The sequence below is a fragment of the Enterovibrio sp. FF113 genome (assembly GCF_041439165.1).
Lineage (GTDB): Bacteria > Pseudomonadota > Gammaproteobacteria > Enterobacterales > Vibrionaceae > Enterovibrio > Enterovibrio norvegicus_A.
In genome coordinates this window covers 313,250-327,519 of the sequence record NZ_JBGONO010000001.1, presented here as the reverse complement: position 1 = coordinate 327,519, position 14,270 = coordinate 313,250, and the positions used below count along the sequence as shown (strand labels likewise).

Below are 14,270 nucleotides of genomic sequence, written 5' to 3'. Positions count from 1 at the left end.
ATTCTCCTAATCAAACAACTTGTTGCCTTCAAACACAGGCGTGCCGTGTATGAGGCTGCGTGTATCTCGAATGATCGATTGAACGAGTCGGAACAACATCAAGGAGAACCCTAGTGGCACGGCTGCCATAAACCACGCTTGGCTAATGCCTAGTCCATGTGTGACTGAACCAAACTTAAGTGATACTTCGATAGGGTGAAGCGACCAGTAGAAGGCAAATAGCGCAACTACCATGGTTAATAAATCACCGAACAAATACATCACGGCTTTACCACGCTGTGGTAAGTAGTGGATCAAGACATCAATACGAATGTGAGCACGCTCTTTCACTGCGGCAGATGCACCTATCCATGCAAGATAGATAAAGGCATATCGAGCGACTTCTTCCCCCCAAATAGAGGAATAACTGAAGACAAACCGGCGGATGACTTCCATTGCGATCGTCATGACGATCGTGCTGTAGAAAAACAGCAGTAGCCAACGTTCGCCATTTTCATCTATGTTTTTTAGTAGAGCTTTCATAGTCTTAGTCCAACGTGCGTTGTGGTAATAGAGCGAGTAGCCTCTTGAGGAGTATTAACCCAAGAGGCCAAGTTACTCAGCAGTTACACGTCGTGAACATAGAAACGGCTGTTACCGTTTGCTGCATCAAGTAGTTTGTTGAAGGTGGCTTTCGAGCCTGCAAGTTGCAGTTTGAAATCATCCCACTCTGGGCGCTGATGACCAGCTTTGTCGATCCATTGGCGCATCTCATCAGGGTTAGGTGCGTAGAATTCAACACCGGCGTCGCCAAGTTCTGCCATGGCATAAGCACGGGCCGCTGGGACTTTTGCAAGGTTTTGAATTGACGTCACTTCACTCGCAAATTCAATGCCTTCTTGAATATCTTTCGGCAAGCTATTGAACCATTCAAGGTTACAAGAGAACACTTGCGAATCTGGCACCGCGCGGTTGAACGTCACTGATGAAAGCACGTCTTTAAAGCCAAATACATTCAACGCTTCTACCGATGGGTCCAGTGCATCTGCAACGCCTTGCTTGATGGCAGACGGTGTTTCACCCCATGCCACTGGTGTTGGGTTTGCACCCAGCAGGCGATACATTTGTTGAAGGATTTTTGAACCCGGTACGCGGAATTTCACGCCTTCAAGTTGATCGGGTGTTTTGATGGGGCCTTCTAGACCTTTTCTCAGTGCAACAACGCGTGGGTCGATAACCACATACCAAAGCGGTTTAAAGCCTTTGGCTTCAACACGCGGGTGAATTTCTTCTTCCCAAGCTTTTGACGTGACAAGGTTGATGAATTTTTGGTTTTCACCACACCAGTAAGGAATATTGATTAAATCTACAGCAGGCGCAAAAGGTGCAAAATTGGAAAGGGAATGTTGCGCTGCTTGAATGGTACCGGCCTGCACTTTTTGAGCCAATGCACCACCCGCACCCAGTTGACCACCCGGTGCCAACTTCACGTAAACCTGACCTCGGGTCATGTTTTGGATGTTTTCTTTAAAATCAAGTTGCATGATCGGATAGCTGCGCGATGCACCAATGATGTAGGCTGTCGCGATGGTCATGGTGTACTTGGCACGTTTTTGACGTTCTCTTTCTTCGTTGACCGCGGCTTGGGCGGAGGTTGAGGTTAACAACGCTCCCGATGCACCAGCAACCACAGCGGCGGTAAAGCCGACTTTTTTCGCTACTTCTAGGAAACGGCGACGCTCTGCACTTTGTGGGGAGTCATCCTTTTGGCGAACAGACATAAATCTACTTCCTTTCTGCGTTTTAATTAATTTGCCGAGCCGCTGTTTGCTTCTTTCTCGGCAGACAGCATTGCGACAACGAAGGTCAGGGATGTAAGGAGGAGGAGGAGAAACTCTCCCACATCATCGACACGAACAATGGGTGTGTTCCCTAAAGAAATTTGAGCCTTGGTGGCAAGAACGTTAAGCAAGTACAGCGAGAAGAACACTAGAGGTAAGATGTAGCGTTTCTTGATGTGAAATACAGAGCTCATGGTTCAACCTCTCAAGAGTCAGTTGGCGGCAGACGCCGTTTTATTATCTGTTTTGTATGTATAGCACTTAGCGTGTTGTGAATATATTGTTAAATGTAAGCGCTTACATTGTGAAGAGTAGTGGGCGAGTGGAACTGCTGTCAAGTTTTTGACGGCAAGAATTTTATGCGAAGCTATAATCAGTTAAATTGTGGCTTTATAATCTCAATAACGAGTCAAAGAACTAACGAGTTATGGTGAAAGAGATACAGCCTTTGCGTAAGCGCTTACAAAAACGACCTTCTGATGCTCCCACTGCGGAAAATGTTGCTATTGCAGCGGGGGTCTCTACGGCGACTGTGTCACGCTATTTGGCGAATCCAGCATCTGTCAGCGAGAAGCGGGGGATACTGATTCGTTCTGCGATTGAATCCCTCGGTTATATTCCTCATGGTGCTGCTCAAGCGCTTGCATCACAGCATTCAAAAACCATGGGCGTGATTGTTCCCACATTAGATAACGCAATTTTTGCCGAGGGGATTCACGCGTTTCAACGACGCTTGCAGGAGAAAGGATATACATTATTTATCGCCAGTTCGGATTACTCAGTTGATGAAGAATTAGCGCAAGCGGAAAGGTTGATCACGCGAGGCGTTGATGGGCTAATGCTGGTGGGGGCGGAGCACCATCCGCAGTTATTTGAGATCCTAGATAAAAAGCAACTGCCTTATCTGTATACATGGTCGTTTAAGCCACAATTGGATCATCCTTGCATTGGCTTTGATAATTACCGTGCATCGGCGCGATTAACCGAGTTTTTGTTGCAACTTGGGCACACTGAATTTGCCGCGATTCCGGGTATTACGCGTTTGAATGACAGAACCAAAGACCGCCTTGCAGGATGCTTAGATACCCTGAAGAAAGCCGATATTTTCTTAGCCAAAAATCGCATTATTGAATGTAAGTATGATTTAGCGGAAAGCCGTCAGGCACTGCGGAAGCTACTGGAAAATTCACCGCGTCCCACCGCCATTGTTTGCGGTAACGATATTATCGCGATGGGGGCGTTATTAGAGTGCCAAACCTTGGGTGTACGTGTACCAGAAGATGTTTCCATTGTAGGGTTTGATGACGTAGCAATGGCGTCGCACATTCATCCTGCACTCACCACCATGCAAGTTCCCTCAAAGACAATGGGCGAGAAAGCGGCAGATTTTTTGTTGGCCAAACTGAGTAATGAGCCCGTTACAGACAAATTGGAGCTGGAAGCAAAGTTGGTGGTAAGAGAAACCACCGCCGCCGTAAAATGAGGTAGAGCCTAGCGGTCTATCAGTCAGCATTAATCAAAATAAAAAGGGCGGTATCAAACCGCCCTTAGTTATTTTTACGTTGTGCTTTCAACACTTGGTCACATTACCAAACCCACTGTGTTTGCTCGTTGGTGATCCGCATTTGAATAGGTGTTGTACCGTCGTAGAAGAATACTTCGGCCAACATGTAGTATTGCGAATCGGCGAGCAGGTAATCCACATCACCGAATCCACTCTCTAACGTTTTTGCGGTGATTCGGCTGTTATAGTCGGCAGAATATGAGCCATCTGGGTTCTCTACAAAGCCGCCATATATCGACACATAGGCTTGGCTTATCGAGTAGCTACTAATATCGACTTCTAGGCTTTGCGAAACAACGGGGTCGTAGCTGAAGCCATTCGGCACCACCATTTCTGACATCTGCGTAGCATCACTTGTTACCGTCGGCGGGATATCCACTACCTCGGGGTTGGCACCAGTCAGCACAGTTGGTGTCGGATTGCTGGTACCGTTGGAGGTATTTGACGCTGTTGTACTGCCACCGGCTTCCGTAGCAGAACCCGTAATGGTAGGGCTTCCGCTTGTTGATGCTGAGCCACCATCACCTCCACCGCCCCCACAAGCTGTTAATAGTAAGACAAGTGAAACGGTTACAATCGAATAGATATTCATGATTATTCCTCCGGCTCGAAAACAGTGCCTAGCGTGGCTTTTTCGTCCATATACCAGTTGGTATTGTTAACACCCGACGTTTCAGCGTAACCCGCAAACTCAGGGTAGGCCGCAATCAGGTCAACGTGCTCTTGAGGCCATTTCCATGCGTCGTTGATTAGCAGCGCCCAAGGTAGGTTTGCTGACGTTTTGAAGTAACGGTTTTCCGCTGGGTTACCCGCATCAGACCACCATCCATACCAGTAGGCATCGAATTTCTCTGTAGGTGCTTGATCGGCTAAATGTATTTCTAGCCCGCGACCGGGGTTGTACCACAAACCATCGCGGACATACGGGCCAGGGGTAGCGAATATGAACGGGTCATAAGGCATGTCCATCAGACCGTAGGTATTGACGCCATCATGAGGGTAGATATCGATTTCGAACTCAAACGAGATCGCTTCTTGGCAATATTGTGCCGTTCTGTAGTAGTTACATTCTACTGGCACTTTTTGTTTGAGATCGTCCGTGATAACGAAGATGGCTTCTGTGGCATCCGACTCCATTCCATTGCTTTCTTGTACCACACCGTTGTGTTTCATGGTGGTTTGCGCATTGTCTATATCAACACGGTTTAGACCAGGAAGTCGCATGGCGAAACCGTTGTGATAACCCGCGCCGTAGGCAGCGAGGTATCCGCTGATGAGGATCCGTGTCGCTTGATTGTTTTCGTCCAGTGTTTCTGTGATGCGGAAACGTATCACCACATCATTCATGTCGTAATCGCCTTCTTTTGGCCAGTTGTCTTCAAAGGCCAATGTGGCGTAACCACGCTCGTTCGGGTAGTGCACTAATGTTGTGCCAGACTTCATTACGGTGACAGGGTGATCTTCTACCTCACCGGTGGTTGCACCGCCGAAATAATCGAGACCGGCTTGCTCTGAGAAACGGAAGCGACTGAAGGTGGAACCGACTGCGGCATCTGAGGGGACGGCAATACTCAGTGTATTCGTGCCGGCATTGAGAGCGGAATCGCTGACAATTTTCTCATCGGCGTCTTCAAAGTCTCCATCTTGGTTCCAATCGAGCCAAGCTGACAGATAACCCGTGGTTGAGGCTTGTACGGAGATGATCGCAGTGTTACCCGCTTCGATTGCGGTAACAAAACCCACACCATCCTCATCTTCTGAGCCTGCTTTATTGTCATCCAGTGGGGAAATTAGACCATCTCCTTCGCTATCGGGAGCAACTAAGCCTAAGTAATACCCAGTACCAACTTCATGTCGAGGACCGTTTGAGGCCAGAAGGGTTTTGTAGCTGTCAGGCGCATCACCGAAATCAATGGTGGAGTCTTCATCAATCACCGGTGCATCTTCACAGCGCGCCCCATCGTTTAAACCTGACTTGGGACCGTCTGCAAATTTCACAGCGGTCACACTGCCGGAATCAATCTTTTCTTGTGTCGAGAGGTCTATACGAAAGATATCGCCGTCTTGGTTTCTGGAAATGTAATAGTAGCCATTAACATCGAAGTAGCCCGCCCCAAAGGTGCCAGTCACACCGACAGAGCCAATGTATTTGGTTGAGCCGTTATTTGTATCAATTTCATACAATTTACCGTTGCTATTGTTCACAGCGTAAAGTTCGTCGTTCCCAGGGTGGAAAGCAAAATCTGTGATACCCAATGGTGCAGATGTTGAGATCGTTTCAGCCGTTAATTTTGCGTTAGGGTCGCTGTCTAACGGTGTTAAATCAACTCTGTAGAAGCCTCTACCTGGCCCGTATAAATAGTAATAACGATCGTACACGTCTCCGACGTAAAAGGAGTAATTGTTGGGAAGGCCACTTACCTTAATAACATCCGCCTGAAAATCTTTGTCCAAACGGACGACTTTCTTGCGGGTCTTTTCGAACCCGTAGATGTATTTTTCCTCAAAACCTACACCGTCACCCGTACCATTATCAAACCCCACGGCGTTGATGCCCTGATTGGATAATCCCACATCATTAGTGAAAAGGGTGGTGGAACCTGTCACTAGATTAACGGAGTACACCTGAACCGGACTTGATTGGAATAAATAGGCTTTGCTCGGGCATGTTTCAAATGGCGCTGCAATCGCAAAGGGCGAAACAGTTGTCAATAGAGCTGCTGTCAAAAGGCGTGACATGGAGATCTCCTTGAGTTGGTGTCTGCCAGAGTTCTTTCAAGGAATGTGCCAGCTTTAATTACTTGATTTTTATGAGGATATATTCAAATGAGATTTTTCTGGATATTGAAATAGTCAGAATGACAATCAAAAAAAATGGGCGGCGAGTATTTTTGTCAAAATGAGAAAATAAGCACATTTCGTGCGGTAAATAGCTCACCAGCATTAAGAATATCATCGTGATTTGATGGGGGCGTCGTTGATTGAGAAGCAATAAAACAGGGCAAGGTAATATAGCAGTGAGCGCTACGCTTATTCTCATCAATCTGATTCAAACAAAACAGATTCTCTTTCTTAACGAGATATGACTTTCATCAGCAATCCCTGCTATTCCAAACTATATTGAGAAGTATGTCTCGTATTTGATTCACCCTTGGGTGCGTTTGAATAAAAGGGTAAACATGAAAATTATTTTTGCAGATGACATGGCTGACATGCGAGAGAGCATCATTCAATCGCTCGAAGCTGTTGAAGGCGAATTCGGCCCTTTTGAAATTCTTGGCCAAGCGAAAGATGGACAAGAACTTATTGCTTTGGTCGAGCGGCATCCAGATGTTGATCTGGTTTTAACGGACTTGAGAATGCCAAACATGGATGGGTTGTCCGCATTGGTTTATCTCAAAGCCAATATCAAAGTGAAAAATATATTTGTTATATCAAGTGAAAATATTGTTTCAATTGGCCAGGCAGAAAAACGCAAAATCGAGGCTGATTTCAACGAGAAAATGGGCTTGCTCGACAAGATAGCGCACCGAGTGATTGATAACGAAGTCGTGGAAGGAAAAATAAACTCGATTTTGACAGGGTGCGAAAAACTGCGTCTTGACCCCATTAAAGTGGCTGAATACTACGGTGCATCGGGGTACATGAGAAAGCCGATTTCCAGACGAAAAATAGCCAGCCTATTTGAGGGAATGCTGAATCCCCAAGGTTTTGTGAATATCGGCCTTGTCTAGGCTTACGTCCAAAATAACATGAAGTGCTTATGTCTTAGCAGACAATACAACCGTTGTGTAGGCGATTAACGAACGGATGATTTGAGGTGCAATCAATGAGTAAGGTATTGGATCAGCAGACGTCATGTTTATCACAATATGCTGGCGGCGCATCGTCAGATCACAACGCTTCAACACGATTAGCCCAAAAGAACCTTGTGTTTTCACTTGCAGATGAACAATACGGCATTCCTTTGTCCTCAGTAAAAGAAGTGATTGGCTTGGTAAAAGTCACGCCTATTCCTCATGTGCCTCCCTATTTTAAAGGTCTTATTAATCTTCGTGGCCGCATCATCTCGGTGATAGATTTGAGGTCGAAGTTAGGGCTTGAAGAGAAAGCTTACGAGCCGAAAAAAACCTCCATCATTATCAGTGATGTCAACGCGTTAACCATAGGTAGTATTGTTGATGATGTGAATGAAGTGGTTGGATTTGACGAAGCGCAAATTGAGCGTGATTTGGATATCTCACACAGTATTGGTCGTGATTACATTACTGGAGTCGCCAAAGCAAAAGGGAACCTAGTGTTGCTGCTTGATATACATAAAGTACTGGACCCTGATGACCTAGAGATCATCGGCCATCATGTTTCGTTCTCCTCCCAACAAAATAACAACGAGGGATAAACTATGTTTGAGCGTCTCTCTCTTCGCGCAAAAATCATTTTAGGTAACGCCGTTAGCCTTCTGTGTTTGGTTTTCTTGGGTGTACTGAGTTTGAGTAGCATCAAAGAGCTTAAGGAGACAGATGACTGGGTGGATCATACGCATCGTGTTATTCATCAGGCTCTTCAGATTGAAAATGCAGCTATTGATATGGAAACGGGCATGCGAGGTTACTTGCTTGCCGGTGATGAATCATTCCTTGCGCCTTACCGTGCCGGGAAGTCACGTTTCACCACACTGATCAGTGAACTTAAAGTCACCGTCAGTGATAACCCTCCACAAGTTCTTGTACTTGAAAAAGCAGAGACAACCATTGCTGATTGGCAGCAGTCAGTCACTGAGAATGCGATTGCGCTTCGGCGTGAGATTGGCTCCACTCAAAGCATGAATGGTTTGTCGGCGGAAGTGAACAAGGACAAAGGGAGAGCTTACCTTGATCGTTTTGGATCGCTGATCAACACATTCAAAGCTGAAGAGAGCGCTTTGCTTTCTCAGATTGACGTTGCAGTTGGGGACGTCGAGGACATTAACGGCACCAGAGAAGCATTGTCGTCGATGAAAGCCAAATTACAGGTGATGGAACAAGCCTCTCTCTTAGAAACGACGGTGTTGACGATGGCATCTGGCGTACGAGGTTACTTACTGACGGGTAATGACGCCTATCTTACGTCATATACGGCAGGCCGAAACAGCATTGATTTTCTGCTCAATGACCTGAAAGTGAGCGTTAACGATAATCCTAAACAAATGCGGACGTTGAACGACATTGCCTCCGTGATTTCAGAATGGCAAACACAAGTATTTGATAGGAATATCGAACTGCGTCGTGAAATTGGAGAAGGAAAAACGATGAACGATATCTCAAACTTGGTTGCTCAAGGGAGAGGTAAAGTGTTCTTTGATGAATTCCGACGTCAAATTGGCGCCTTTATTGATCGTGAAGAGCAGCTATTAAGTGAACGTCAGGCGACACTTGAAGAGGCGCTAGTGGCGACGAACAATTCACTGATGTTTGGTGTCATTGCCGCAATACTCATCACTATCCCGATTGCCATATGGCTTAGCCGTTCCATCATGCGTCCTTTCCAATCTATTTTTCGCGGATTGCACTCATTCAGTTCGAAAGAGTTGTCAGATCTGAACATGGCATTCAACAGTGTGGTGAAAAAAATGGCCGACAGTGCTGGGCGTTTGGCCACAGTGGCCAGCAGTATCGATAACGTGTCACAGAACTTGTCTCAAATCTCAAATCGTCAAGCAAGCTCAGTAGAAGAAACATCCGCAAGCACCGAAGAGATCTCGGGTATGGTACGCATCAATGTGCAATACGCTGAAGAGTCAAAAGATCTCTCCAAAGAAGTGGGTGAAAAAATGACGGGCTTGGATGATGCCATGCGGATGATCTCCGAATCTAATCATAAGATCGCTGAATTGGTCAAAATCATCGGTGAAATTGGCGCTAAAACCGCCATTATCGACGATATTGTATTTCAAACGAAGCTTTTGTCGTTCAACGCGTCGGTTGAAGCCGAACGGGCTGGCGAGCATGGGCGTGGGTTTGCTGTTGTTGCACAAGAAGTCGGCAACCTTGCACAAATGAGTGGTAAAGCCGCCACAGAAATCTCCGCCATTGTGAAACAGAGTATTTGTGAGGCTGAAACGATCGCAAAGGAAAATACCTGTCGCGTTGAAAAAGGCTCTAACATCGTCGCGGAAACAAGGAGACAGTCAAACTTGGTTCTCGAAGGTGCCTCAAAGATTTTTGATGCCTCGAACGAACAGGCACGAGGCATTCAAGAAATCAGCAATGCGGTTGAGTCGATAAACAAGGCTACGCAGCATGCTGCCTCCATCGCTGATCAAGCGTCCAGCTCCAGCTCCGAGCTTAATAAGCAAGCGGAAGATCTCAACCGAATGGTACTCAACCTGAACAGTTTCCTTCGTGGGCATGAGACAGTGATAAAGGATGAACTAGAGACCACCGTCAATGTGGAATTACGAGATAAGTACGAAGCACAATCGTTGGAGGGCATTCGCCGTCAAATCGACAATGCCGCTCATTCGTTACCTGACGCGCCAAAAGAAGCAGAAGATAGTGATAATCAAACTGCGTGGAATCGGCTTTAGATTGACGGTTAGGGGCGTGTAATATGCATTCCGAAAACCAGGGTCAAACACGGTCTTACTTTATTGAGCCACCGAGTGTTGGCAATACACAAGGGATGACACAAGCCGAGTTTGACTATTTTTCAACGTTGATCTTCCAGCACGCCGGAATAAAGCTGGAAAATGAGAAACGTAGCATGCTTGAAATGCGGCTGTATAAACGTTTGAGCGCGCTTAAATTACATACGTATAGCGATTACATGCGGGTGCTTCAAAAAGACACGAGTGGCGTAGAGCTGGTTGCCTTTACCAATGTCATTACGACAAATAAAACCGCCTTTTTTCGTGAGCAGCGACATTTCAACGTACTTCGCAATGACATTCTCAAGCACCCGCGCTCGGAAAAAACATTCATTTGGTCTGCTGCCTGTTCTAGTGGTGAAGAACCTTTTTCACTGGCCATGCAGTGCGAAGCCATCAAAAATGAACGCGCTAACTTCGACTACCGTATTCTTGCTACCGACGTTGATACCCAGCGCCTTGAGGCATGTGGGCTAGGTGAATACCCAAACGAGCAGCGCGAAGACATTCCCCCCCTTTTCCAGCACCAATTCATTGAACGTTCGGCGCGCGATGCGAACACCTTTACCGTGGCTGAGCGGTTAAAGCAAAACATAAAATTTAGGCAGCATAACCTGATCCATTACCCTGAAAAGTTTGGCATTCAATTCCAATACATTTTTCTGCGCAATGTCCTGTTCTATTTCCCACGCAGCACAGGAGAAAAAGTGGTGCGTGCGTTGGTGAGCCAATTGCAGCCCGGCGGACTGTTCTTTGTCGGATTAACAGAATCATTGCAGCACATGGATGTTGGTTTGGAACTGGTTGATGTCTCTGTCTATCGGAAACCCGAGCTAGGGGGGTCTGTCGATGAATGACGTGCAAGTTCACTCGGGTGAATATCAATTTGCTCTCCGCCAATCAATGTGGCTGCAAACTGTTGTTGGTACCTGTGTCATTGTGTGTATTTGGGATGAAGAAAACCAGAGCGGGGGAATGTGTCACTACCGTTTACCTGTCGCGCCAGAGGCTATCACGATGGGAGAGCATGCCAATGATTATGGTACGTGTGCCATTCCCAACTTATTGAAAAAATTTAAACATTCATCGTCAAAACTCGAAAACTTAAGGACTTGGGTGCTCGGTGGTGGGCAGGTGCATGATGGGGAGTTTATGCAATCCCAGCAAATTGGAGAACGCAATGTCCTCGTGGCATTAGACATTCTTGCCCAATATGGATTACCTATTGTTGGCGCGTCAGTAGGGGGGAGTTCTGGTCGGCAAATACGCTTTAACCCAAAGTCCGGTGTGGTCGATTTTCGGTTTTTGGATGACACGCCTCGTGATGCTGAGAGTGCAGAGTCAGCACTTGGGAGTAGGGCACAATGGGTGTATGTCGTCTCTGCTAGCGAAACATTCATCACTTTGATTGAAAAGACGCTTGGTACTGACCCAAGTATTCATCTTCATGTTTTACCCGATTTAGAAAGCGTGAGTCGATACTTCTCCCATCAAGCGCCTCAAGCTCTGATCATTGACGCTCAGAGTTTGCCCACAGCCTCGTTAGTATTCACATCATTACCCGCCGTGTTTACGCCTCTCAACTTACCCACCGTGGTTGTAGCGGACGGTGTGACGGCTTTGAATGGAACACACTATCGAACATTGGTACGCGTGGTGGGAAATCGAATATTAGTATCGACACCGCAATGTCTTGTTAAAGTGCTAGCGTCGGCAATACACCTGAATACATTGTCCGCGCCGCTTAAAACACAATTGGCGGCGTTGCCTTCAACTCACCCATCAAACAATAGGAAAGGAAAGCCGACAGGGGTGGTGCTTATTGGTTCATCAACCGGAGGCGTTGATGCGCTGGACGTACTTTTAACGCAGTTCCCAGGTGACATGCCACCCATTTGCATTGCGCAACATATCCCCCAAGACTACTCAATGGCATTGGTAGAAAGATTGAACACAAAAACCCCGCTAACGGTAAAAGAGGCCGTCGATGGGGAAGTTTTGACCCAGTCTCATGTGTACTTTGCGCCAGGTAATCATCACATCAAGCTGGTGCAATTGAGTGATGGCAACGTGGTTGTCCGAGCCACGCTCGACCCGCCAATAAACAGCTTTAGACCTTCTGTGGACTACCTGTTTGACTCTGCAACCAAAATCAAAGGTTTGCATATCGTCGCAGCGTTATTAACAGGGATGGGAAGCGATGGCGCGAAAGGACTTCACCACTTGAAGCATCAAGGTGCATTTACCCTAGTACAAGATGAAAAAAGTTGCGTGGTATATGGCATGGGGCGTGTTGCGAAAGAGTTAGGCGCAGTATGTCGAACCGTACCTATTCATGAAATGGCACAGGCGATTATTGAAGCCTACCAAGGCGCTTTCGCCTCCGAATTGTCTCATGGTAAAACGGACGAACTCACTAAGGAGTTGCGTTAATGCCTCAGTCTGATTTGGACACTGTCGTGAATGCATTGCAAAAAGACTTTTCGGATGTTGCCAATATCCTGTCTCTGCCAGTGTCCACGCGTCATGTTAAGCAGGGTTTCTCGGGGTTGAGTGACAAGCTTCTATCCGTGGTCGAAGATGATCCGCGGTTCGTTACGACCCAATTCCTTATTCAACAAACGGTTATCTTGCTTGAATTCTTAGAGGTGGACTCGACAGAGACCAATGAAGACCTGTTGGTGTTATTGGACTCCATCATTGAAACGGCACGTTCAGAAGCGGCGCCATATTCAAAAGGCGATGACGCGTTTGACGAAGATAATGCGTATGAAAACGAGCATGGGGATAATGTTCAGCAAAAAGAAAACATGGTGAACGCGCTTAACGCGTTGGCTATTTTCGCCATAGACACATTTGGTATAGACGTTACCTTGATAGAGGATGCGCCTGTATTTGATGACGATGTATTGAGTGAGCTTGATTACCTTAGCTCTCTTATTGACTCAAATGCCGAACACACTGAGCCCCACTCAGACCGAATCCTCCATGCAAAGAACAAGGTAAAGGAAGCGAGAGAGTTAGATGTTCAGAACAAGTTTGAACCGACGACGAAGGTTAAATCACACCTTCTCGAACATCTAATGAGTTATTCCGAAGAATTAGTGCAAATCCGAAATACCCTCGCGGATTTTGCAGAGAAACAAGAGAGCCTCGCGCTGACTGAGTTGTCAAACAAGTTGAAGACAGTGTCGGACGGCATGCTCAATGACCTATTGAAAACGCAAATGCGCCCAATAGGAAATTTGCTGAGTAAATATCGCCGTATTGTGCGGGACCTTTCTAAGGAGCTTGGCAAGAAAGTAGATGTAGAGATTGTTGGCGAAAACATAGAGTTAGACAGCAACGTCATCGACGCCATCAATGAGCCTTTGACACATCTGGTTCGAAACGCTCTAGATCATGGATTTGAAACCCATGATATTCGCGCTGCATCTGGGAAATCCATGGTCGGCAGGCTACTCATTCACGCCTATAACGAGGCGGGGAAGGTCGTCATTAACATTTGTGATGATGGTAAAGGCATCGACAGAGAAAAGGTGTTGAGCAAAGCCCTCTCTAACGGATTAATCACCCAAGAAAGCCAGCATCAACTCACGGACAAAGAGATACTAGAGTTGATCTTCCATCCTGGCTTATCAACTTCGGACCAAGTCAATGCCCTCTCGGGTAGAGGGGTGGGCATGGATGCGGTTAAACGAAAAGTCGAAGACATAAAAGGCACCATAGATATTCATTCTGAGAAAGGCTTAGGCACTGAAATCGCGCTTATCTTTCCGTTAACCATGGCGACGTTAAAAGTGGCTTTGTTTGATATTGGCAACGTGACCTATGCCATCCCCTCTTCTGATATTTCGAACATTGTCGGTATCAGCAAAGAAGAAGAAAGTTTGAGTGTCCGGTTCGATAACGGCCATCCTCTTTTATATCAAAACAACAAAGTTATTCCGCTAATTGAACCCCATGAATATTTGGGGGAATTGACAGAGAAGCATGTCTTTCGTCGCGCGTATCAACAAGGCATGCGTCATAGCGTTGTGGTGTTTACCCATCGGGGTCAGCAATGGGGGCTACCCGTCGACCATGTACGGGCGTTTTTGGACATCGTCATTAAGCCGTTAGATCGCTCAATGAATGGCAACGACGTGTTTGCGGGGGCGGCGGTACTTGGCAGTGGGGATTTGGCTTTAGTGATGAATCTGAAGAAAGTGATTCAATTTGCGCGGAGCTATCACTGATAAGATCACTGTTCCCCTTTCTT

The 14,270-nt window shown here is 46.6% G+C and carries 12 protein-coding genes; 7 read left to right on the top strand and 5 right to left on the bottom strand.

Features of this window, described 5'->3' with window-relative positions; all coding sequences use genetic code 11:
• Positions 1-6 precede the first annotated feature (6 nt).
• The 3 genes from ACED36_RS01570 to ACED36_RS01560 all read right to left on the bottom strand — a co-directional run bounded on the left by ACED36_RS01570 (position 7) and on the right by ACED36_RS01560 (position 2,014).
• Positions 7-522 carry a TRAP transporter small permease gene (locus ACED36_RS01570; RefSeq protein WP_016961588.1) on the bottom strand — a complete coding sequence of 172 codons (516 nt, stop codon included), beginning with the start codon at positions 520-522 and terminating at the stop codon, positions 7-9.
• Between the two features lie 83 nt (positions 523-605).
• Entirely contained in the window at positions 606-1,760 is a 1,155-nt protein-coding gene (locus ACED36_RS01565) for a TRAP transporter substrate-binding protein (RefSeq protein WP_016961589.1), read from the bottom strand.
• A gap of 26 nt (positions 1,761-1,786) precedes the next feature.
• Positions 1,787-2,014: a hypothetical protein gene (locus ACED36_RS01560; protein ID WP_017003360.1), complete on the bottom strand. Its 228-nt coding sequence runs from the start codon at positions 2,012-2,014 to the stop codon at positions 1,787-1,789.
• Positions 2,015-2,247: 233 nt separating this feature from the next.
• On the opposite strand from ACED36_RS01560, the gene ACED36_RS01555 reads away from it, so the two are divergent.
• Positions 2,248-3,303 carry a LacI family DNA-binding transcriptional regulator gene (locus ACED36_RS01555; protein WP_017003361.1) on the top strand — a complete coding sequence of 352 codons (1,056 nt, stop codon included), beginning with the start codon at positions 2,248-2,250 and terminating at the stop codon, positions 3,301-3,303.
• Positions 3,304-3,406: 103 nt separating this feature from the next.
• Here ACED36_RS01555 and ACED36_RS01550 read toward each other — a convergent pair whose 3' ends face one another.
• Together ACED36_RS01550 and ACED36_RS01545 are read right to left on the bottom strand one after the other, a co-directional pair.
• Complete coding sequence (locus tag ACED36_RS01550) at positions 3,407-3,976, bottom strand: hypothetical protein (protein ID WP_016961592.1); 570 nt, start codon at positions 3,974-3,976, stop codon at positions 3,407-3,409.
• A gap of 2 nt (positions 3,977-3,978) precedes the next feature.
• Positions 3,979-6,123: an LruC domain-containing protein gene (locus tag ACED36_RS01545; RefSeq protein WP_371732644.1), complete on the bottom strand. Its 2,145-nt coding sequence runs from the start codon at positions 6,121-6,123 to the stop codon at positions 3,979-3,981.
• Positions 6,124-6,563: 440 nt separating this feature from the next.
• On the opposite strand from ACED36_RS01545, the gene ACED36_RS01540 reads away from it, so the two are divergent.
• The 6 genes from ACED36_RS01540 (at position 6,564) to ACED36_RS01515 (ending at position 14,247) form a co-directional block, all read left to right on the top strand.
• Positions 6,564-7,118, top strand: a complete 555-nt coding sequence (locus ACED36_RS01540) for a response regulator transcription factor (RefSeq protein WP_016961594.1) — start codon at positions 6,564-6,566, stop codon at positions 7,116-7,118.
• Positions 7,119-7,213: 95 nt separating this feature from the next.
• On the top strand, positions 7,214-7,783 hold the full coding sequence (locus tag ACED36_RS01535; RefSeq protein ID WP_016961595.1) for a chemotaxis protein CheW: 570 nt from the start codon (positions 7,214-7,216) through the stop codon (positions 7,781-7,783).
• A 3-nt stretch (positions 7,784-7,786) separates the two neighbouring features.
• On the top strand, positions 7,787-9,949 hold the full coding sequence (locus ACED36_RS01530) for a CHASE3 domain-containing protein (RefSeq protein WP_371732643.1): 2,163 nt from the start codon (positions 7,787-7,789) through the stop codon (positions 9,947-9,949).
• Between the two features lie 23 nt (positions 9,950-9,972).
• Positions 9,973-10,866 (top strand): protein-glutamate O-methyltransferase CheR, encoded by an 894-nt coding sequence (locus ACED36_RS01525; protein ID WP_371732642.1) that lies wholly within the window; start codon positions 9,973-9,975, stop codon positions 10,864-10,866.
• Positions 10,859-12,442 (top strand): chemotaxis protein CheB, encoded by a 1,584-nt coding sequence (locus ACED36_RS01520; RefSeq protein WP_371732641.1) that lies wholly within the window; start codon positions 10,859-10,861, stop codon positions 12,440-12,442. Before ACED36_RS01525 ends, ACED36_RS01520 begins: the two co-directional genes overlap by 8 nt.
• Positions 12,442-14,247 (top strand): chemotaxis protein CheA, encoded by a 1,806-nt coding sequence (locus ACED36_RS01515; protein WP_371732640.1) that lies wholly within the window; start codon positions 12,442-12,444, stop codon positions 14,245-14,247. Before ACED36_RS01520 ends, ACED36_RS01515 begins: the two co-directional genes overlap by 1 nt.
• Positions 14,248-14,270 lie beyond the last annotated feature (23 nt).

Coding starts and splice junctions, on each gene's coding strand:
- ACED36_RS01570 (WP_016961588.1), bottom strand. CDS start 522: ATGAAAGCTCTACTAAAAAACATAGATGAAAATGGCGAACGTTGGCTA.
- ACED36_RS01565 (WP_016961589.1), bottom strand. CDS start 1,760: ATGTCTGTTCGCCAAAAGGATGACTCCCCACAAAGTGCAGAGCGTCGC.
- ACED36_RS01560 (WP_017003360.1), bottom strand. CDS start 2,014: ATGAGCTCTGTATTTCACATCAAGAAACGCTACATCTTACCTCTAGTG.
- ACED36_RS01555 (WP_017003361.1), top strand. CDS start 2,248: ATGGTGAAAGAGATACAGCCTTTGCGTAAGCGCTTACAAAAACGACCT.
- ACED36_RS01550 (WP_016961592.1), bottom strand. CDS start 3,976: ATGAATATCTATTCGATTGTAACCGTTTCACTTGTCTTACTATTAACA.
- ACED36_RS01545 (WP_371732644.1), bottom strand. CDS start 6,123: ATGTCACGCCTTTTGACAGCAGCTCTATTGACAACTGTTTCGCCCTTT.
- ACED36_RS01540 (WP_016961594.1), top strand. CDS start 6,564: ATGAAAATTATTTTTGCAGATGACATGGCTGACATGCGAGAGAGCATC.
- ACED36_RS01535 (WP_016961595.1), top strand. CDS start 7,214: ATGAGTAAGGTATTGGATCAGCAGACGTCATGTTTATCACAATATGCT.
- ACED36_RS01530 (WP_371732643.1), top strand. CDS start 7,787: ATGTTTGAGCGTCTCTCTCTTCGCGCAAAAATCATTTTAGGTAACGCC.
- ACED36_RS01525 (WP_371732642.1), top strand. CDS start 9,973: ATGCATTCCGAAAACCAGGGTCAAACACGGTCTTACTTTATTGAGCCA.
- ACED36_RS01520 (WP_371732641.1), top strand. CDS start 10,859: ATGAATGACGTGCAAGTTCACTCGGGTGAATATCAATTTGCTCTCCGC.
- ACED36_RS01515 (WP_371732640.1), top strand. CDS start 12,442: ATGCCTCAGTCTGATTTGGACACTGTCGTGAATGCATTGCAAAAAGAC.